This window comes from Kingella bonacorsii (assembly GCF_016623605.1).
Classification (GTDB): domain Bacteria; phylum Pseudomonadota; class Gammaproteobacteria; order Burkholderiales; family Neisseriaceae; genus Kingella_B; species Kingella_B oralis.
This window is the reverse complement of the sequence record NZ_JAEHNZ010000002.1, coordinates 278,071-295,593: the sequence shown is the minus strand read 5'-3', so window position 1 is coordinate 295,593 and position 17,523 is coordinate 278,071. Positions and strand designations below refer to the sequence as shown.

The window sequence follows — 17,523 nt, the reverse complement described above, 5'->3', positions numbered from 1 at the left end:
CTTGAATATTTGGTGGCCAGAGGCAGGATCGAACTGCCGACACACGGATTTTCAATCCGTTGCTCTACCGACTGAGCTATCTGGCCAAATAAGCTGCGTATTACAACACAATAAAACTAGGATGTCAAACGAATAATGGAAAAGCCAAACCTAAATTATTTTGTAATATCCACAATCGCACGGGCTGCACGGCGAGCATCCAACAGAATCAAACCCAGTTTTGCACTTTCTTTGGCAGTTAAGCACAATACATTGGTGCCACCCGCTTGAATCAGCAATGTGTAGCCCAGTTTGCCCTTAACAATCACTTGCTCCAATTCACCGCAAGCCAATTCTTGCGTGGTGCGATTGCCCAAAGCCAACAATGCGGCAGACATTGCACCTACGCGATCAGGGTCAATGTTCGCGGGCAATAGATGCGCGATAGGTAAACCATCGGTAGAAATAACGGCAGATGCAGTAATATCAACGGAAGAGCTGTTTAAGTCGCTCAATACGGAAGTTAAAAGTTGTTCATGCATTTTATATTAGTCCAATCCAAATTTTTAAAAATCAGCGCCCAAATTGTTAGCCGCTTCAACCGTTTTATAAAGTGCGCGCACCAGAGTTACAAAAGCTTCTTTGTGTAATTGTGGTGTGCCACCTGTTACCAAAATGTATTTTGTATCGTTGATGTAGATGGGGAAGAATGTTAATTCGCTTTGCCCTGTTGGGTCGCATAAACCCCATGCATTTTGATAAATGTTTAGGTTGTTTTTAATCAAAAGAGCGTGGCGCTCAGATAATCGAATGGCTTCGCTCGCCAAAATAGCCACTTCTTCTGCTGCCTCATGGTTAAAACCAGAGTTTGCAAAATAGAAACCGTCATGATCAATCAACAATGCTTTTTGGCTGTCTGACAAATGGGGCAATAAATTTGCCAAAGTATCGTCTTGAAGCTCAAAATTTTCTTCTGGGGTGTCGCCGCCATATAAAAATTCAAGGCGTTGCAAACGATAGAGTAAATTCAATGCCGATTCTATATCACTGGTTTCAGACCATTCTAATAATTTTTCTTGAGTGATAGGTTGTTGGCTATCTGCTTTTAAAATATTAGACAGCAATGTGCGGCTGGCACTCACACTTTTGTTGGCAATTGCATAGAATGCGCCAGCGGGCGTGATGTGTGGGTATAAATTTGTTTGTAATGAAAGAGTAGATTCCATGTTACACCTCTAAACCTGGGTCAATTTGAAAGAGCATTGCAGTAACGAGTTGTTTCACATCTTCTTCGTTACGTGCATCAACTTCAAATACAGGCACATTGAAACCATTTTGTGCTAAATATTTTTGGTAAACATCAATACCTGGCACGGCGCGAATATCCATTTTGGTTACACCAACCACCAAGGGGGCGGTTTTCAGCAAATCTGCAAAAGAATCCAAAAAGAATTTCAAATCTTTTAATGGGTTACCACGAGTATTATCCAACAACAAAATCAAGCCCATACTACCTTGGCTTAGGATGTCCCACATAAAGTCAAATCGTTCTTGCCCTGGCGTGCCGTATAAATGGATTTTGGTGTTTTCATCTAATTGAATCAAACCATAGTCCATAGCAACGGTTGTGTAGCCTTTGCGTACGGCTGTCATATCTGATGCGCTGGCATCTGTTTGGATAGGTGGTTCATCAGACAAGGCCGCGATGGCGGTTGTTTTGCCAACGCCTACTGGTCCCGTAAAAATGATTTTATTTTCTATCAACATAGTAATCCCTCATTCATTATTTATTCAGCAATTTTTTCATAAAACGGCTCAATAGACCGCCTGTTTTTTGCTGTGTATGTGCTTCGTTTGCGCGCGCAGCACGTACCTGTTCTGGGCGTGGTGTTGCAGATGTGTTCACTGTTGCGCGAGTAGCTGATTGTGCGCTTGGTGCTTCGTGAACTTGTTGCGTAACTTCCAAGTAATCTGTCAGATACGTCGCTGCAATATAGTTCAAAATATCAGCCATATCTAAAGGCATCAGTTTATACAGCATATTCAAACTAACAGATGTTTTAGTTAGGAATGCTGACAAACGCATGGCTTCGGGCAAGGGTGTTAAACGCGTCAGATTGGGCCAGCTTTTTAATTTGAAAACAGTATTGGGATTGATTGGATGAACCAAGCGACCATTCGCGGTCCACAATGCTACTTGCCACATGGTAGATGTAACGGTTGCATTGGCGCGATCTTGGATGTTGTTTTCATCTGGAATATTTTTGAGCTTGATATTAGGGTGCTCTTGACGACACAGTTCCCGCAGTTGCTCAGGAGGCACAGCAATCCAAACACGTTGCGTAGAAGGGAATATGGCTAACACAGGCTTTTCATCAACCAAAAGGGCTGTGTTGCGCTGATGTGCCAAGATTTCTCGGAATGAACCCAAGATGCCAACACGAGGGTCAAAGCGTGGAATGGTTACCTCGCTGGAACGATTGGCGTGTGTTGAGCGTACGGGTTGGGCTTGTGCAGGAGCACTGGGTGAAGGTGCTGCTGAACTTGCGTTTGCCATGTTTGAACGAACCACCCAGATGCCATTGCCTTGCAACAAATTGCGGAGATTCAGAAACAGAGAATCAAATTTAATGGGCTTGGCAAGATAGGGAGCGGTTACAGCAGGCGGTGATTTTGAGAAAAACACCACAACGCTGCCTGAAAAGTCATGTTTTGCTTTTTGCCATGTCGCCAAACCATTTGTACCGTCACCATCTACGATAACCAGCTCGGGTTTTTCGCCGGAGCCAGCGTTGATGACTTGGTAATTGGTCGTGTTGTGCATCTTAAATGCCATTTTGAACATGGCTTGTTGCTGGTCGTCCATGGCTACAAACAACAACTTCACCGTTTTGACGTGGGGTAAGTCATGATTCATTTTATTTAATGTCCGAATGAGCCGTTACTAAATCGTTGTAGCAGTTGGCTCATTGCCAACACTACTTCCTCAGGTAATGTTTGAACTTTTGGACGCAACTCTTGCAGCAGATTTTCCAAGCGAGTCCATTCTTCTGCACGTTCATACAAGTCAAACAAGGTGATATAAAGCTGAGATTCTTGCGGATACTCTGCAATGGCGTTTTCCAACAGTTCCATCGAGTTGTCTAATTGACCGTACATCAGCAAGGATTCTGCTTCTTTTAAAATGCGCTCAGTAGCGGTTCTTGGTTCAGCATTGACATCTGCTTTTTCGGTTACGAGCGCTTGGTAACGCGCTTTTTTCAGGCTGCCTCCGTCAATCCATCCTTGCTGGATGCCCAAATCGCGTAACGCTGCTTCATTGGGCGCGGCTTCTAAGCGGTCAAACACGGGGTGCTGTCCCATGGTGTAGCCCCAGCCAAGCATGCGCTCTTTCACTTGGCGGCCATATTGCCCCAAGCTGTAATACAGATTCCACAAGTGCCCCGCAAAACCGTTGATGTTTTTAGCGCGATAATCCAGCGATAAAGCATCAATCAACAAGGAAGCCGGTTTGTCTGATTTGCGAATGGCTTTATTCATGTATTTAATCGCAGCATCGTAGCTTAAAACATTTTTCAATAGTTTCACGCTTTGCTCGGGTTCCATAAATGCCAAGACCGCCCCTTTTTCGTCGGTGCTCACGCCTGAAATCACGCCACGCCCTGCAACCAAAGGTTTGTGCGGTTGTTTTCTTTCGGTTTCCGTTTCTTTTCTTTTGCCGCGCATGGTGGGCTGAACAGGTTTGGCTTCTTCATGACCCAAGCCTGTTTTTTCGCCGATTTCTTCGGCGGTTTTCTTCACGCTCCAACCCAGTTTGTTTTCGGCCAATACACGCAAACCCAAGTGGTTTTCGTCAATCGCCAAACCTTCTTTAACAAATTGAGTAATTTGTTCTTCAGAAAGCGTGTCTTGGTATTGGGTTAGGGCTTCGGTAGCCGCATCAACATTTTTGGCTTGCAACCATAGTTCAACCAGCTCGCCGGCAAGTTGAGGGTCTTTTTTAGGCGTTTTAGCAAGATAAGCCGAAAGCGATTCGGCGGCTTTGTCAAAGTAGCCGAATTGTTTGTATACGTTGAATTCGGTGAGCGTGTCCACGTCTTGAACGGAAACTTTGGTGTCGTCTACCACATTGGTAGTGGCGACTGCGTCCCAATTTTCGTGTTCTTCGGATTCGGTCGAATAGTCGTCTTCATCATCCGCGTGTGCATTGCGGCTGCTGCGTGCGCTGCTCGATTTTTTGCCTTTCTTGCCTGCTGATGCTTTTTGCTTGTTTTTCAAGAAAATTGCACCGAGCACCGCCAATACTGCCACGGCAATAATACCGAGCATTATTGGATCATCCATAGCGACTCCTTGCTTCGTTAAACTAAAAAATTTACCCTGGCTAATGCGGGTAAGCTGACACACTTTAACAGATAACGCCTTGCTGCTGCAATATTTTCACGTTTGCTCTGCTCAGATGTTGTAATTTTATCATGATTTTATGTATTCTTACGTTTTCGCGCTTTATAGGAAAGAGTGTAACCATGATGCTAAAACGATTGCGCAGTTGGCAGCCTGAAGCTAGCGAAGAGCAGTTATCTGCGTTTATTCAAGAGCATGGGATGCTGTTGGAGCTGCTGGACGAGAGTTGGCAAAAATTCGTCAAGCAGCGTGCCGAGCTTTTTCAGGCTGCCTCGCCTGTTTACGAAAGCCATTATGCCGAGGGCTTTTCGGTGGATGATTTGCGCCACGAGCCGGTTACCAATGCGGAACTGATGGCGTTTTTGAGCGCATTTGACCGCGAGCGCACGCATAACGACCGCCCTTTCGGCGACCATGTTGAATACGCAGAACAAGATTGGGAGATTGAGGAATAGCGTTTCAGGCTGCCTCAGCAAATTCAAGTTTATCGCTACGCTTATTTGGCGTAGTATTGCAACCGTTTTCAGGCTGCCCTGGCTCTGTTAGGCAGCCTGAAAATAATTATCCACATCATATTGGGAGATAAACCATGACAACATTTAGTAAACTAACGCTTGCCGGTGCCATCGCTTTTGCTTTGGCGGCTTGCGGGCAAGGCGGCAATTCTGCGCCTGCTGCGTCCTCTGCATCGGGTTCAAATGCGCCCGTTGTAGAAAAAACCGAAATCAAATTCGGCACAACCCCGGGCGATTTCGGCACGATGGTTACCGATAAAATCAAGCCCATGTTGGAAAAACAAGGCTACAAAGTGACGCTAACAGAGTTCCCCGACTACGTTACACCCAATAAAGCCCTCGCCGAAGGCGCGATTGACATCAACGTTTTCCAACATAAGCCCTATTTGGATGGCTTCAAAGCCGAGCACAAATTGGATTTGACCGAAGTGTTCCAAGTGCCCACCGCGCCGCTTGGCTTGTATCCGGGCAAATTGGCCGCGCTTGACCAAGTGAAAAACGGCAGCACCGTTGCCGTGCCCGACGACCCGTCTAACTTCGCCCGCGCTTTGGTGATGCTGAACGAGCTGGGCTGGTTGAAATTGAAAGACAACATCGACCCGCTCAAAGCATCCAAAGCCGATATTGCGGAAAACACCAAAGACATCAAGCTGGTAGAAATGGAAGCCGCGAACTTGCCACGCAGCCGTCAAGATGTTGATTTTGCGGTGGTAAACGGCAACTATGCGATGTCCAGCGGCATGAAGCTGACCGAAGCGCTGTTCCAAGAGCCTAGCTTTGCCTATGTGAACTGGGCGGCCGTTCGCACCGCCGATAAAGACAGCAAATGGGTGAAAGACGTAGCCGCCGCGTACAATTCAGACGAATTCAAACAATACGCGTTGCAACGCTTCGCGGGCTACAAATACCCGGCCGCTTGGGGCGAAAACGCCGCGCAAAACGCGGTAAAAGAAGCTTCTGCCGCTTCTGCTGCGTCTGCCGCCAAATAATCCGCTCCATCCGTTTTCAGGCTGCCTCTGTGTCATTGCGCAGAGGCAGCCTGAAAACGCAAAAATACTTACGCTGCCGCATCAGGCAGTTTGTTAATTCAGCTTGACACTTCTTCGCAATTTGATTAAATTGCACTACTCTGTAACGCAGCGAATAATAAGCAAAGTATGTTCAAAATAGTTGGCATCCAATTGGTTGTAACCGCTGCATGCAGCTTGATTGCGTATGCCGTTGGCGGTTTTCAGGCTGCCTTATCCTTGTGTTTGGGCGGTTTTTCTTATTTGCTGCCTACGTTTTTTTCGGTGTTAATTTTAAATTTTTCACGCTCGCCGGAGTGGGCTGGTTTGGGGTTTATCCTGTCGGAAAGTTTAAAAATAATACTGGCGTTGGCTCTAATGTTGGCATCATTCGCGTTCTATCGCGAAATACGGTTTTTGCCCTACTTTATCGGCTTGTTAAGCGTTAGTCATTTGGTTTTATTATTATTTTTGAAAGTTCATCGTTATGGCAAGTGAATCTATGACCGCTGCCGATTACATCAAGCACCACTTACAAAACTTAACAAGTTTGTCTGATGTAACCGAAGGGCAAGGGCTAAAAAATATCGCCGACTTCTCGTTTATCAATATTGATTCGCTGTTTTTCTCTATTCTTTTGGGTGTGGTGGGTAGTTATCTGCTTTATCGCGCTGCGCAACGTGCCACATCAGGTGTGCCAGGACGTTTTCAGGCTGCCGTAGAAATTCTGTTTGAATTTGTGGATGATATGTGCAAAAGCATCATCCCTAATGAAAAATCGCGCAAAGCTGTTGCCCCTGTTGGCTTAACATTATTTGTGTGGATTTTTCTGATGAATGCCATGGATATGCTGCCCGTGGACTTATTGCCGCACGTATTCCAAGGCATGACAGGCGAGTCTCATGCATTATTGCGCGTTGTGCCCACCGCAGATTTAAATGTTACGCTCGCCATCGCCATCGGCGTTTTGCTGATGTGTATTTATTACAGCATCAAAATCAAAACATTGCGTGGCTGGGGGCATGAATTGGTTTCTGCACCATTTGGTGCGAAACTTGCGCCCGCCAATTTGCTGTTAAATATCATGGAATTTTTGTCTAAAACTGTTTCGCATGGCATGCGGTTGTTTGGCAATATGTATGCAGGCGAATTGGTGTTCTTGCTGATTGCGTTGCTGGGCGGCGCTTGGGCATCAACGGGCAGCGTGAGTCTGATTGACCCTGTGTTGTTCGTGTTCCATATTATTGCGGGCTTGGCATGGGCAATCTTCCATATTCTTGTGATTACCTTGCAGGCATTTATTTTTATGGCGTTGGCTTTTGTCTATATCGGACAGGCGCACGACCATCATTAACCTTTTCTTTTCGTTGTTTTTATCAATAGGAGTAGTAACTATGGGCTTAATTGCTATCGCATGTGGTTTAATCGTTGCCTTGGGTGCCTTGGGTGCATCAATTGGTATCGCTATGGTTGGTTCTAAATATTTGGAATCTTCTGCGCGCCAGCCTGAATTGATTGGTCCATTGCAAACCAAATTGTTCTTGATTGCGGGTTTGATTGATGCTGCATTCTTGATTGGTGTTGCGATTGCCTTGTTGTTTGCCTTTGTTAATCCTTTCGGTGCTGCATAATAAAAGCAGCGTCCGATTTGTTTGATTAACCCTTACAAGAGGGCAGGTAAAGTGAATTTAAATGCAACCTTAATTGCGGAAGTCATTGTCTTTTTGCTTTTGTGTCTGTTTACCGTCAAATTTGTATGGCCACCTATCGCAAAAGCATTGGATGAACGCGCTGATAAAATCGCAGAAGGCTTGGCTGCTGCCGAGCGCGGAAAAAGCGATTTTGAGCAGGCTGAAAAGAAAGTTGCAGAGCTCTTAACCGAAGGTCGCAATCAAGTTTCTGAAATCGTAGCCAACGCTGAAAAACGTGCTGCGCAAATTGTGGAAGATGCCAAAGCGCAAGCCATAACCGAAGCAGCCAGTATCACCGAGCAAGCAAAAACAAACGCCGAGCAAGAAATTAACCGTGCGCGCGAAGCATTGCGTGAGCAGGTGGCGGCTTTGGCTGTAAAAGGTGCTGAGTCTATTTTGCGTCGCGAAGTGGATGAAAAACAGCATGCTCAAATGTTGGGTGCCTTAAAACAGGAGCTGTAACCTTATGATAGAGTATGCAACTGTTGCTCGTCCTTATGCAAAAGCTGTGTTTGAATTGGCTCAAGAAAAAGAGCAATTTGATCTATGGCTTGGCGGGTTGGAACAACTGGCTTGGCTGGTGCAGCAGCCCAAAGTAGCTAGCTTAATTGGTTCAGTTGGTTTAAACGATTCGGAAAAAGCATTGCAACTGGTTAAATTGTTAGACGGTTGCGAAGCGGTGAGAAGTGCCGAGTTTAAAAATTTCATTAATGTGGTCGCGGCTGAGAAGCGCTTGGCTGTGCTACCTGAAATTTTTGAACAATACAAAACGCTTGTTTTGGCAAGAAACAATACCAAGCAAGCGATTGTTTACACTGCTTATGATGTTAAGAGCGAAGGTCAGCGTGCCAAAATCATTAGTGATTTGGAGCAGCATTTTCATGTTGGTTTGCAAGCCACATTTGTTACCGAACCAGAATTAATTGGTGGGGTGAAAGTGGTTGTGGGCGACAAAATATTAGATTTGTCTATACAGGGTAAATTGCAAAATCTGTATACGACTCTGACAAATTAGGAGGATTTCATGCAGATTAATCCTGCTGAAATCAGCGATTTGCTGAAGGCTAAAATTGAAAAATTGAACACGCGTGCCGAAGAAAAAACGCGTGGTACAGTTATTTCGGTTACTGACGGTATCGTGCGTGTTTATGGCTTGTCTGATGTGATGCAAGGGGAAATGTTGGAGTTCCCCAGTAATACATTTGGTTTGGCGATGAACTTGGAGCGCGATTCGGTTGGTGCTGTGGTGCTGGGCGAATATGAGCATATCAAAGAAGGCGACGAAGTCAAATGCACCGGTCGTATCTTGGAAGTGCCAATTGGTCGCGAGTTGGTTGGTCGCGTTGTGAACGCATTGGGTCAGCCAATTGATGGTAAAGGTCCAATCAATGCAACATTAACTGCGCCGATTGAGAAAATTGCACCGGGCGTGATTGCGCGCAAATCTGTTGATCAACCTATGCAAACAGGTTTGAAAGCAATTGACTCCATGGTGCCGATTGGTCGCGGTCAGCGTGAATTGATTATTGGCGACCGTCAAACAGGTAAGACAGCCGTTGCGCTAGACGCGATTGTGAACCAAAAAGATACGGGTGTGATTTGTATTTATGTGGCAGTGGGGCAAAAAGCATCTTCTGTTGCTAACGTTGTGCGTCAGTTAGAACAACATGGCGCAATGGAACACACCATTGTTGTGGCAGCTACGGCATCAGAAGCTGCAGCATTGCAATACATTGCGCCTTATTCAGGCTGCACCATGGGTGAATACTTCCGCGACCGCGGTGAGGATGCCTTGATTGTTTATGATGATTTGTCTAAACAAGCGGTTGCTTATCGTCAAATCTCCCTGTTGTTGCGTCGTCCGCCTGGTCGCGAAGCATATCCCGGCGATGTATTCTATTTGCACTCTCGCCTGCTAGAACGTGCTGCGCGTATCAATGCAGATGAGGTTGAAAAGCTAACCAATGGCGAAGTAAAAGGTAAAACAGGTTCTTTGACTGCCTTGCCTATTATTGAAACACAAGCGGGCGACGTGTCTGCATTTGTGCCGACTAACGTTATCTCCATTACCGATGGCCAGATTTTCTTGGAAACTGACTTGTTTAACTCAGGTATCCGTCCTGCTATCAACGCCGGTATTTCGGTATCCCGTGTGGGTGGTGCAGCACAAACCAAAGTTATCAAAAAACTGGGTGGTGGTATTCGTTTGGCATTGGCTCAATATCGTGAGCTGGCAGCGTTTGCTCAATTTGCCTCTGACTTGGATGAGGCTACACGCAAACAATTGCAACACGGTGAAGTGGTTACTGAATTGATGAAACAAAAACAATTCAACACTTTGAGCACGGCGGAAATGGCTTTGACTTTATGGGCAATCAACAACGGCTCGTATTCAGACGTTCCTGTTAACAAAGCATTGGCTTTTGAGGCTGAGTTTTTGAATTATGTTCGCACGCAACATCCTGATACATTGAATACAATCAATGAATCAGGCGCATTGTCCAATGAAAGCGAACAAGTTTTGGAAGGGGCAATGAAAACTTTCAAAACATCATATAGCTATGCAGCCTGAAAATAGGTGAAGAGGGAGTCTTAAAATGGCAGTTGGAAAAGAGATTCTTACCAAAATTCGCAGTGTGCAGAATACGCAAAAAATCACACGCGCGATGCAAATGGTATCGACCTCTAAAATGCGGAAGACTCAAGAACGTATGCGCCTTGCGCGTCCCTATGCGGATACCGTCCGCTTGGTGATGAATCGCTTGGCGCAAACGCAAGCGGATCACGGCATCAAGCTGTTGGAAGAACATAAAACTAAACAACGTGTTGGTTTTATTCTGATTACAACAGACAAAGGTTTGTGCGGTGGCTTAAATGCAAATGTTCTGAAAAAATTCTTTGCACAGGTTCAGGAATATCAAGACCAAGGCATTGATGTTGAAATTGTATGCCTAGGCAGCAAAGGCTTGTTGGCTTGCCAACGTATCGGCTTGAATGTGATTGCGAGTGTAACCAATTTGGGCGATACGCCTAAAATGGAAACTATGCTGGGTGCGCTAACGGAGATTTTCCGCCGTTATGAACAGCACGAATTGGATGTTATCCATTTGGTGAGTTCTTATTTTGTGAACACCATGAAGCAAGAGCCGCATTCAGAGATTTTGTTGCCAATTGGTGAAGCTGTGTTTAATGAAGATGATAACCAGCAACGAAACTGGGATTATCACTATGAGCCAAGCCCAGTTGCTGTGTTGGAATATTTGGTTAGACGCTATTTAGAGTCTGTGGTTTATGAGGCATTGAGCGAGAATATGGCGGCAGAACAGGCTGCGCGGATGGTGGCCATGAAAGCTGCTACCGATAATGCAGCCAATGCCATTAAAGAGCTTCGCTTGGTGTACAACAAATCGCGCCAAGCAGCGATTACTACAGAATTGTCAGAAATTGTGGCAGGTGCAGCAGCCGTATAAGGCAGCCTGAAAATGCCCGAACAAAGTTAGGATACGATAATGAGCCAAGGCAAAATCGTACAAATTATTGGTGCTGTGGTAGACGTGGAGTTTCCACGCGATGCCATCCCCCATATTTATGATGCGTTGAAACTAGTTGACGTTGATTTGACACTTGAAGTGCAACAGCAACTGGGCGACGGCATCGTGCGGACCATTGCAATGGGCGCAACAGATGGTTTGAAACGTGGGTATGCGGTAGAAAATACGGGCGCACCGATTACCGTGCCTGTGGGTACTGCCACGCTGGGACGCATTGTGGATGTATTGGGCAAACCGGTGGATGAGGCGGGTGCCATTGATGCGAGCCACACGCGCGCCATTCACCAAATCGCCCCTAAATTTGATGAGTTATCCAGCGCAACAGAATTGTTGGAAACAGGCATCAAAGTGATTGACTTGCTTTGCCCGTTTGCCAAAGGCGGTAAAGTGGGCTTGTTTGGCGGTGCGGGCGTAGGCAAAACCGTCAACATGATGGAATTGATTAACAACATCGCCAAAGCGCATAGTGGTTTGTCTGTATTTGCCGGCGTAGGTGAGCGCACTCGCGAGGGCAATGACTTCTACCACGAGATGAAAGAGTCTAACGTGTTAGACAAAGTGGCGATGGTGTACGGTCAGATGAATGAGCCGCCTGGCAACCGTTTGCGCGTTGCTTTGACTGGTTTGACTATGGCGGAATACTTCCGCGATGAAAAAGACGAAACAGGCAAAGGCCGCGATGTGCTGTTCTTTGTGGACAATATTTATCGCTACACGTTGGCGGGCACCGAAGTATCTGCGCTGCTGGGTCGTATGCCTTCTGCGGTGGGTTATCAGCCTACATTGGCGGAAGAAATGGGTCGTTTGCAAGAACGTATTACCTCCACGCAGACAGGTTCGATTACTTCTATCCAAGCCGTGTATGTTCCCGCCGATGACTTAACCGACCCGTCTCCTGCGACAACTTTCGCCCACTTGGATGCAACGGTTGTGTTGAGCCGTGATATTGCATCTTTGGGTATTTATCCTGCGGTTGACCCCTTGGATTCCACTTCGCGCCAGCTTGACCCCATGGTATTGGGTCAAGAGCATTACGATGTGGCGCGCGGCGTGCAGGCAACGCTGCAAAAATACAAAGAATTGCGCGATATTATCGCCATTTTGGGTATGGATGAGCTGTCTGACGAAGACAAATTGACTGTGGCGCGTGCGCGTAAAATCCAACGCTTCTTGTCTCAACCATTCCATGTTGCCGAAGTGTTTACCGGTTCGCCTGGCAAATATGTTTCTTTGCGCGACACGATTGCCGGCTTTAAGGCCATTCTGAACGGCGAATACGACCACTTGCCTGAACAAGCGTTCTACATGGTGGGCGGTATTGAAGAAGCTGTTGAGAAAGCAAAAACCTTAAATTAAGGAGATGGGCATGAGTGTCATGCGCGTAGAAGTAGTTAGTAACGAAGAGCACATCTACTCCGGCGAAGCCAGCTTTGTGGTTGTGCCGACCGTGAATGGCGAGCTTGGCATTTATCCGCGACACGAGCCAATCATGAGCTTGGTTCGCCCAGGTGCTTTGCGTTTAACCGTGCCTGATTCTAATGAAGAAGTGTTGGTTGCCGTGTCGGGCGGAATCTTGGAAGTGCAGCCCGATAAAGTGATGGTGCTGGCGGATATTGCTGTGCGCAGTACCGAGCTGGATACGGCTCGTGCCGAAGAGGCGAAACGTGCGGCGCAAGAGCGATTGGCGCATGCGAAACAGTCTAATGATGATTATGCGCAAGATAAGGCGCATGTGGCGTTAGCGGCTGCGATTGCAGAATTGAAAACATTGGATTATTTGCGTGTGCATAAAGAGTGATTCAAAAATAGAAAGCTGCCCTTTTGGGGCGGCTTTTTTGTTTGGGTACTTTGAGGAGCCTGAAAACAGGGTTGGGCTGAAATGGGGGATGCGCAACGCGCGATGATGGGTTTTCGGATTTTTCACGCTGATTACCAACCCACAAAACAAAACCCCCAAAGCCAAAACTTTGGGGGGGTAATGCATTTTCAGGCTGTCTTATGTTGCAACAGCATAGGCAGCCTGAAAACCGTTACACCAACCGCCCGTGGCATTGCTTGTATTTCAAGCCGCTGCCGCAAGGGCAAGGGTCGTTGCGGTGGACGGCGATGCCACGCGCTTCAAGCGCATCGGGGAAGAATTGCTTGTCTTCTTCGGTGGGGTTGGCGGGGTCAAATGCGCCGTTTTCCACGTTGGACCATGCGCGTGATACGGCATTTTCAGGCTGCCCTGCGGTATCGGGTTCGGGTTGGTGCGGTTGAATTTGCGCGCTCACCAAAATGGATGTGGTGTTGTATTGAATGTTGTGCCACAGGCTTTCAAACATGGCGAAGGCTTCGCGTTTGTATTCCTGTTTCGGGTCTTTTTGCGCGTAGCCGCGCAAGCCGATGCCTTGGCGTAAGTAATCCATGGCGGCAAGGTGCTCGCGCCATTGCGTATCCACCACTTGCAACACAACGCTGCGCTCGAAGTTGCTAAACACTTCATCGCCCACCAAATCTTTTTTGGCTTGGTATTCAGCGTCCACTTGCGCCAACACGCGCTCTTTCACCTCTTCGTTTTCCAGCGTGTTATCCGCTTTGAGCCAGCCTGAAACGTCCACATGAACGTTAAACTCGCCTGCCAATTTCGCCATCATGGCGGGGATGTCCCATTGCTCTTCCATGCTGTCGGCGGGCATGTACATATCCACGATGCCGCCAATCACGGTGGCGCGCCATTCTTGCAGCATTTCGCTGATGTCTTTGTTGCCCAGAATCTCGTTGCGTTGATGGTACAGCACGCGGCGTTGGTCGTTGGCTACGTCGTCGTATTCCAACACTTGTTTGCGCATATCAAAGTTGCGCCCTTCCACTTTGCGTTGGGCGTTTTCAATTTGGCGCGTCAAAATGTTGGCTTCAATCGCCACGCCCGGTTCGGGCGCAAGGCGATTGAGGATGGCGGCGGCGCGGTCAAGCGCAAACAGGCGCAATAGCGGGTCTTCAAACGACAGGTAGAAGCGGCTTGAACCCGGGTCGCCTTGCCGCCCGGCGCGTCCGCGCAACTGGTTGTCGATACGGCGGCTTTCGTGGCGTTCCGTGCCGATGATGTGCAAGCCGCCTGCGTCCACCACGGCTTGGTGTTCGGCTTCCCACGAGTCTTCCAACGCTTTGATTTGCGCTTGTTTTTGCTCGTCTGTAAGCGATTCGTCGGCGCGGATGGCATCGGCTTGGTGCTGCACGTTGCCGCCCAACACGATGTCTGTACCGCGACCTGCCATGTTGGTGGCGACGGTAATCATTTTGGGTTTGCCTGCTTGGGCGACAATCAGGGCTTCGCGCTCGTGTTCTTTGGCGTTCAATACGTTGTGCGGCAAGCCTTCGCGTTTGAGCAAATGCGACACGAGTTCGGAGTTTTCAATTGTGGTCGTGCCCACCAACACGGGCTGTCCGCGCTCGTAGCAGTCTTTGATGTCTTTGACAACGGCTTCGTATTTTTCTTCGGCGGTGCGGAAGATTTGGTCGTTGAAGTCTTTGCGCTGGATGGGCTTGTTGGTGGGGATGATGACAGTTTCCAAGCCGTAGATGGATTGGAATTCGTAGGCTTCGGTGTCTGCCGTGCCCGTCATGCCCGATAGCTTGGTGTAGAGGCGGAAGTAGTTTTGGAAGGTGATGCTGGCAAGGGTTTGGTTTTCTCTTTGCACTTCCACGCCTTCTTTTGCTTCTACCGCTTGGTGCAAGCCGTCAGACCAGCGTCGTCCGTCCATCAGGCGGCCAGTGTGTTCATCCACAATCACGATTTCAGGCTGCCCTTCTTCGTTGGGTTTCACCACATAATGTTGGTCAAGATGGAATAGGGTGTGGGCGCGCAATGCCGCCATCAGATGATGCATCAGCATGATATTGTTTGAGGCGTAAAGCGATTCGTTTTCTTGCAGCAAGCCCAGTTGCGTCAAAATTTGTTCGGCGTGTTCGTGCCCTTGCTCGGATAGCACGACTTGCATATTTTTCTCGTCCACCCAATAGTCGCCTTCGGGGCTGTCTTCTTTTTCTTGCGGCGTGAGATGAGCGGGCACTTGGTTCATGATTTGGTACAGCTCAACGTTGTCATTGGCCTGCCCCGAAATAATCAGCGGCGTGCGCGCTTCGTCAATCAGGATGCTGTCCACTTCGTCCACCACGGCGAAGTTGAGCTCGCGTTGGACTTTGTTGTAGATGTCGTCCACCATGTTGTCGCGCAGGTAGTCAAAGCCGAATTCATTGTTCGTGCCGTAGGTGATGTCGCTGCCGTAGGCTTGTTGGCGGTGGAATGAATCCATATTGCTCAGAATAACGCCCACGCTCAATCCGAGGAAGTTGTAAAGCGGACGCATGATGCCTGCGTCGCGCTCGGCAAGGTAGTCGTTCACGGTTACCACGTGCGCGCCTTTGCCCGACAGGGCGTTGAGATAAACGGGGAGCGTGCCGACGAGGGTTTTGCCTTCGCCTGTGCGCATTTCGGCGATTTTGCCGTCGTGCAGCACCATGCCGCCGATGAGCTGAACGTCAAAATGGCGCATGCCCAGCACGCGCACTGAGGCTTCGCGGCACACGGCGAATGCTTCGGGCAGGATGTCGTCAAGCGTTTCACCATTGGCAAGGCGGTGTTTGAATTCTGCGGTTTTGGCTTGCAGTTGCTCGTCGCTTAGCGCTTTGGTTTCTGCTTCCAAGCTGTTAATTTTGGCGACGATTTTTCGGTAGTGTTTGAGCAATCGGTCGTTGCGGCTGCCGAAGATTTTTTTGGCGATTTTGGTTAGCATTGATGGGTTTCCTTTGTGCGTTTGGGTACGCTAGATTTGCGGCAAATGGGGCGGATTCTATCACATTTAGGCTGCCCATTTGGGGATGGGTAAGATGGGTTTAAAGCAAGCGGAGTGCAGAAATGCTGGGTTTAACGTTTCTTTACTCTTTAAGGCAACCTGAAAATGGTGCGCGAATGGGTTGATTGGATGGCTGGCATTGTTGGGCTGGCTGTGCGCTGGCTTGCGTTTATGCTTATTATATTTATGCGCAACAGGCAGCCTAAAAATGGATAACGTGGCAACAATATGCCAAAGTGGATTTTCAGGCTGCCTATTGGCGTGTCTTGCAAAGCGCATGGGGTTGTGTGGCGTGGTGCGCGGCGCAACGCGCGAGAATGGCAAAAAGCGGTTTGGCAATTTTGCTGCGCGATACGGATTATTGCTGGCGTTTGGCAAGGTTTTCAGGCTGCCTTTGGGGCGTTATGTTGCGTTATTGGTTGTTTGGATGATTTTTTGCGGCATTTTTGCGCTGGCGCAAATTTTTTTGGGCTTGGGGGTAACTTGTTCTGTTAGTTTTCGTTAAAATGGGTTTGTAGTGAGTTGTAGTTTCTTTTTTTAACCATTTTTGTAAGGAGTTTCGTTATGCCTGCTAGTCATCAATTGCAGCCGTTTGAGCAAGTGGATTTGGGGGATAAGAAAGATAGTTTGAAAGTGTTTGAAGAGGCAGTAATGAAATATCGCGGGGCGGTGTCGCAAGAGGATAGCGACCGCGCGCCTTTGCCTGCGGATTATCCTTATGATGAGCGGATGAGCCGTCGGGTGTATGAAGCGGAAAAGGAGAAATTGCAGATTGAGCTGCTGAAAGTGCAAAGCTGGGTGAAAGACAGCGGGCAGCGGGTTGTGAGCTTGTTTGAAGGACGCGATGCGGCGGGCAAAGGCGGGACGATTAAGCGTTTTATGGAGCATTTGAACCCGCGTGGCGCGCGCATTGTGGCGTTGGAAAAACCTACGGAAGTGGAACGCGGACAATGGTATTTTCAGCGTTATATTCAAAATTTGCCCACGGCGGGCGAGATGGTGTTTTTTGACCGCTCTTGGTACAACCGCGCAGGGGTGGAGCGTGTGATGGGGTTTTGCACGCCGCAGGAATATTTGTTGTTTATGCGCCAAACGCCTGAATTGGAGCGGATGCTGATTGATAGCGGCGTGCATCTGTTTAAATTTTGGTTTTCGGTGTCGCGGGAGGAGCAACTGCGGCGGTTTGTGTCGCGCTATTCCGACCCGTTGAAGCATTGGAAACTGTCGCCTGTGGACGTGCAATCGCTTGACCGCTGGGATGCGTACACCGAGGCGAAAAACGCGATGTTTTTCCACACGCACAACAAAAATTCGCCGTGGGTGATTATTAAATCGGACGACAAAAAACGGGCGCGGCTTAATTGCATTCGCTACTTCTTATATGCGTTGGATTATCCAAACAAGGATTGGGACGCGATTGGCGAGCTGGACGAACTTTTGGTGATGCAGCCCGATATGAACGCGGTGGCGCAAGAGCGCGGCTAGCGGGATAAGATGAGGCAGCCTGAAAGTTAGTTTTCAGGCTGCCTTTGTGTTTTCAG

The 17,523-nt window shown here is 48.1% G+C and carries 19 protein-coding genes and 1 tRNA gene; 13 read left to right on the top strand and 7 right to left on the bottom strand.

The features are described from left to right. Positions 1 to 10: 10 nt before the first annotated feature. From JDW22_RS06345 to JDW22_RS06320, 6 genes are all read right to left on the bottom strand, one after another. Positions 11 to 86, bottom strand: a tRNA-Phe gene (locus tag JDW22_RS06345). 69 nt (positions 87 to 155) lie between these two features. Next, positions 156 to 521 carry a roadblock/LC7 domain-containing protein gene (locus JDW22_RS06340; RefSeq protein ID WP_003798653.1) on the bottom strand — a complete coding sequence of 122 codons (366 nt, stop codon included), beginning with the start codon at positions 519 to 521 and terminating at the stop codon, positions 156 to 158. A 24-nt stretch (positions 522 to 545) separates the two neighbouring features. Beyond that, complete coding sequence (locus JDW22_RS06335; RefSeq protein WP_003798654.1) at positions 546 to 1,205, bottom strand: hypothetical protein; 660 nt, start codon at positions 1,203 to 1,205, stop codon at positions 546 to 548. A gap of 1 nt (position 1,206) precedes the next feature. Further along, a complete protein-coding gene (locus JDW22_RS06330; protein ID WP_040559192.1) occupies positions 1,207 to 1,743 on the bottom strand; it encodes a GTP-binding protein in 537 nt (178 codons plus the stop codon). A 19-nt stretch (positions 1,744 to 1,762) separates the two neighbouring features. Beyond that, the gene (locus tag JDW22_RS06325; RefSeq protein WP_200522361.1) at positions 1,763 to 2,896 is read right to left on the bottom strand and encodes an alpha-glucan phosphorylase; all 1,134 of its coding nucleotides are present in this window, start codon (positions 2,894 to 2,896) and stop codon (positions 1,763 to 1,765) included. A 5-nt stretch (positions 2,897 to 2,901) separates the two neighbouring features. After that, on the bottom strand, positions 2,902 to 4,323 hold the full coding sequence (locus tag JDW22_RS06320) for a hypothetical protein (protein WP_200522360.1): 1,422 nt from the start codon (positions 4,321 to 4,323) through the stop codon (positions 2,902 to 2,904). A gap of 182 nt (positions 4,324 to 4,505) precedes the next feature. On the opposite strand from JDW22_RS06320, the gene JDW22_RS06315 reads away from it, so the two are divergent. From JDW22_RS06315 to JDW22_RS06265, 11 genes are all read left to right on the top strand, one after another. Beyond that, entirely contained in the window at positions 4,506 to 4,838 is a 333-nt protein-coding gene (locus JDW22_RS06315) for a phenylacetate--CoA ligase (protein ID WP_200522359.1), read from the top strand. A gap of 134 nt (positions 4,839 to 4,972) precedes the next feature. Further along, positions 4,973 to 5,887: a MetQ/NlpA family ABC transporter substrate-binding protein gene (locus JDW22_RS06310; protein WP_200522358.1), complete on the top strand. Its 915-nt coding sequence runs from the start codon at positions 4,973 to 4,975 to the stop codon at positions 5,885 to 5,887. 168 nt (positions 5,888 to 6,055) lie between these two features. Beyond that, the gene (locus tag JDW22_RS06305; RefSeq protein WP_200522357.1) at positions 6,056 to 6,403 is read left to right on the top strand and encodes an ATP synthase subunit I; all 348 of its coding nucleotides are present in this window, start codon (positions 6,056 to 6,058) and stop codon (positions 6,401 to 6,403) included. Beyond that, a complete protein-coding gene (gene atpB / locus JDW22_RS06300; RefSeq protein WP_200522356.1) occupies positions 6,393 to 7,259 on the top strand; it encodes a F0F1 ATP synthase subunit A in 867 nt (288 codons plus the stop codon). The genes JDW22_RS06305 and atpB overlap by 11 nt, the downstream gene beginning before the upstream one ends. A 40-nt stretch (positions 7,260 to 7,299) precedes the next feature. Continuing rightward, positions 7,300 to 7,536: a F0F1 ATP synthase subunit C gene (gene atpE / locus JDW22_RS06295; RefSeq protein ID WP_003676106.1), complete on the top strand. Its 237-nt coding sequence runs from the start codon at positions 7,300 to 7,302 to the stop codon at positions 7,534 to 7,536. A gap of 51 nt (positions 7,537 to 7,587) precedes the next feature. After that, entirely contained in the window at positions 7,588 to 8,058 is a 471-nt protein-coding gene (locus JDW22_RS06290; protein ID WP_040559166.1) for a F0F1 ATP synthase subunit B, read from the top strand. A 4-nt stretch (positions 8,059 to 8,062) separates the two neighbouring features. Further along, on the top strand, positions 8,063 to 8,611 hold the full coding sequence (locus tag JDW22_RS06285) for a F0F1 ATP synthase subunit delta (protein ID WP_200522355.1): 549 nt from the start codon (positions 8,063 to 8,065) through the stop codon (positions 8,609 to 8,611). 9 nt (positions 8,612 to 8,620) lie between these two features. Further along, positions 8,621 to 10,168: a F0F1 ATP synthase subunit alpha gene (atpA, locus tag JDW22_RS06280; RefSeq protein ID WP_003798670.1), complete on the top strand. Its 1,548-nt coding sequence runs from the start codon at positions 8,621 to 8,623 to the stop codon at positions 10,166 to 10,168. Positions 10,169 to 10,193: 25 nt separating this feature from the next. Continuing rightward, entirely contained in the window at positions 10,194 to 11,066 is an 873-nt protein-coding gene (atpG, locus tag JDW22_RS06275; RefSeq protein WP_003798672.1) for a F0F1 ATP synthase subunit gamma, read from the top strand. A 39-nt stretch (positions 11,067 to 11,105) separates the two neighbouring features. After that, positions 11,106 to 12,503, top strand: a complete 1,398-nt coding sequence (gene atpD, locus JDW22_RS06270) for a F0F1 ATP synthase subunit beta (RefSeq protein ID WP_003798673.1) — start codon at positions 11,106 to 11,108, stop codon at positions 12,501 to 12,503. A 10-nt stretch (positions 12,504 to 12,513) separates the two neighbouring features. Beyond that, positions 12,514 to 12,945: a F0F1 ATP synthase subunit epsilon gene (locus tag JDW22_RS06265; protein ID WP_200522354.1), complete on the top strand. Its 432-nt coding sequence runs from the start codon at positions 12,514 to 12,516 to the stop codon at positions 12,943 to 12,945. Between the two features lie 232 nt (positions 12,946 to 13,177). Here JDW22_RS06265 and secA read toward each other — a convergent pair whose 3' ends face one another. Further along, on the bottom strand, positions 13,178 to 15,922 hold the full coding sequence (gene secA / locus JDW22_RS06260; protein ID WP_200522353.1) for a preprotein translocase subunit SecA: 2,745 nt from the start codon (positions 15,920 to 15,922) through the stop codon (positions 13,178 to 13,180). Positions 15,923 to 16,190: 268 nt separating this feature from the next. On the opposite strand from secA, the gene JDW22_RS06255 reads away from it, so the two are divergent. Together JDW22_RS06255 and ppk2 are read left to right on the top strand one after the other, a co-directional pair. Next, positions 16,191 to 16,487 carry a hypothetical protein gene (locus tag JDW22_RS06255; RefSeq protein ID WP_200522352.1) on the top strand — a complete coding sequence of 99 codons (297 nt, stop codon included), beginning with the start codon at positions 16,191 to 16,193 and terminating at the stop codon, positions 16,485 to 16,487. A 59-nt stretch (positions 16,488 to 16,546) separates the two neighbouring features. Beyond that, positions 16,547 to 17,467, top strand: a complete 921-nt coding sequence (gene ppk2 / locus JDW22_RS06250) for a polyphosphate kinase 2 (protein ID WP_200522351.1) — start codon at positions 16,547 to 16,549, stop codon at positions 17,465 to 17,467. The last annotated feature ends 56 nt before the right edge of the window (positions 17,468 to 17,523 follow it).

Bases quoted from the DNA above. Each gene is read 5' to 3' on its own strand.
- JDW22_RS06320 (WP_200522360.1), bottom strand. From the start codon at position 4,323: ATGGATGATCCAATAATGCTCGGTATTATTGCCGTGGCAGTATTGGCG.
- JDW22_RS06305 (WP_200522357.1), top strand. From the start codon at position 6,056: ATGTTCAAAATAGTTGGCATCCAATTGGTTGTAACCGCTGCATGCAGC.
- JDW22_RS06340 (WP_003798653.1), bottom strand. From the start codon at position 521: ATGCATGAACAACTTTTAACTTCCGTATTGAGCGACTTAAACAGCTCT.
- atpA (WP_003798670.1), top strand. From the start codon at position 8,621: ATGCAGATTAATCCTGCTGAAATCAGCGATTTGCTGAAGGCTAAAATT.
- JDW22_RS06255 (WP_200522352.1), top strand. From the start codon at position 16,191: ATGGATAACGTGGCAACAATATGCCAAAGTGGATTTTCAGGCTGCCTA.
- JDW22_RS06265 (WP_200522354.1), top strand. From the start codon at position 12,514: ATGAGTGTCATGCGCGTAGAAGTAGTTAGTAACGAAGAGCACATCTAC.
- secA (WP_200522353.1), bottom strand. From the start codon at position 15,922: ATGCTAACCAAAATCGCCAAAAAAATCTTCGGCAGCCGCAACGACCGA.
- atpB (WP_200522356.1), top strand. From the start codon at position 6,393: ATGGCAAGTGAATCTATGACCGCTGCCGATTACATCAAGCACCACTTA.
- JDW22_RS06325 (WP_200522361.1), bottom strand. From the start codon at position 2,896: ATGAATCATGACTTACCCCACGTCAAAACGGTGAAGTTGTTGTTTGTA.
- JDW22_RS06285 (WP_200522355.1), top strand. From the start codon at position 8,063: ATGATAGAGTATGCAACTGTTGCTCGTCCTTATGCAAAAGCTGTGTTT.
- JDW22_RS06315 (WP_200522359.1), top strand. From the start codon at position 4,506: ATGATGCTAAAACGATTGCGCAGTTGGCAGCCTGAAGCTAGCGAAGAG.
- JDW22_RS06335 (WP_003798654.1), bottom strand. From the start codon at position 1,205: ATGGAATCTACTCTTTCATTACAAACAAATTTATACCCACACATCACG.
- atpE (WP_003676106.1), top strand. From the start codon at position 7,300: ATGGGCTTAATTGCTATCGCATGTGGTTTAATCGTTGCCTTGGGTGCC.
- ppk2 (WP_200522351.1), top strand. From the start codon at position 16,547: ATGCCTGCTAGTCATCAATTGCAGCCGTTTGAGCAAGTGGATTTGGGG.
- atpG (WP_003798672.1), top strand. From the start codon at position 10,194: ATGGCAGTTGGAAAAGAGATTCTTACCAAAATTCGCAGTGTGCAGAAT.
- JDW22_RS06310 (WP_200522358.1), top strand. From the start codon at position 4,973: ATGACAACATTTAGTAAACTAACGCTTGCCGGTGCCATCGCTTTTGCT.
- atpD (WP_003798673.1), top strand. From the start codon at position 11,106: ATGAGCCAAGGCAAAATCGTACAAATTATTGGTGCTGTGGTAGACGTG.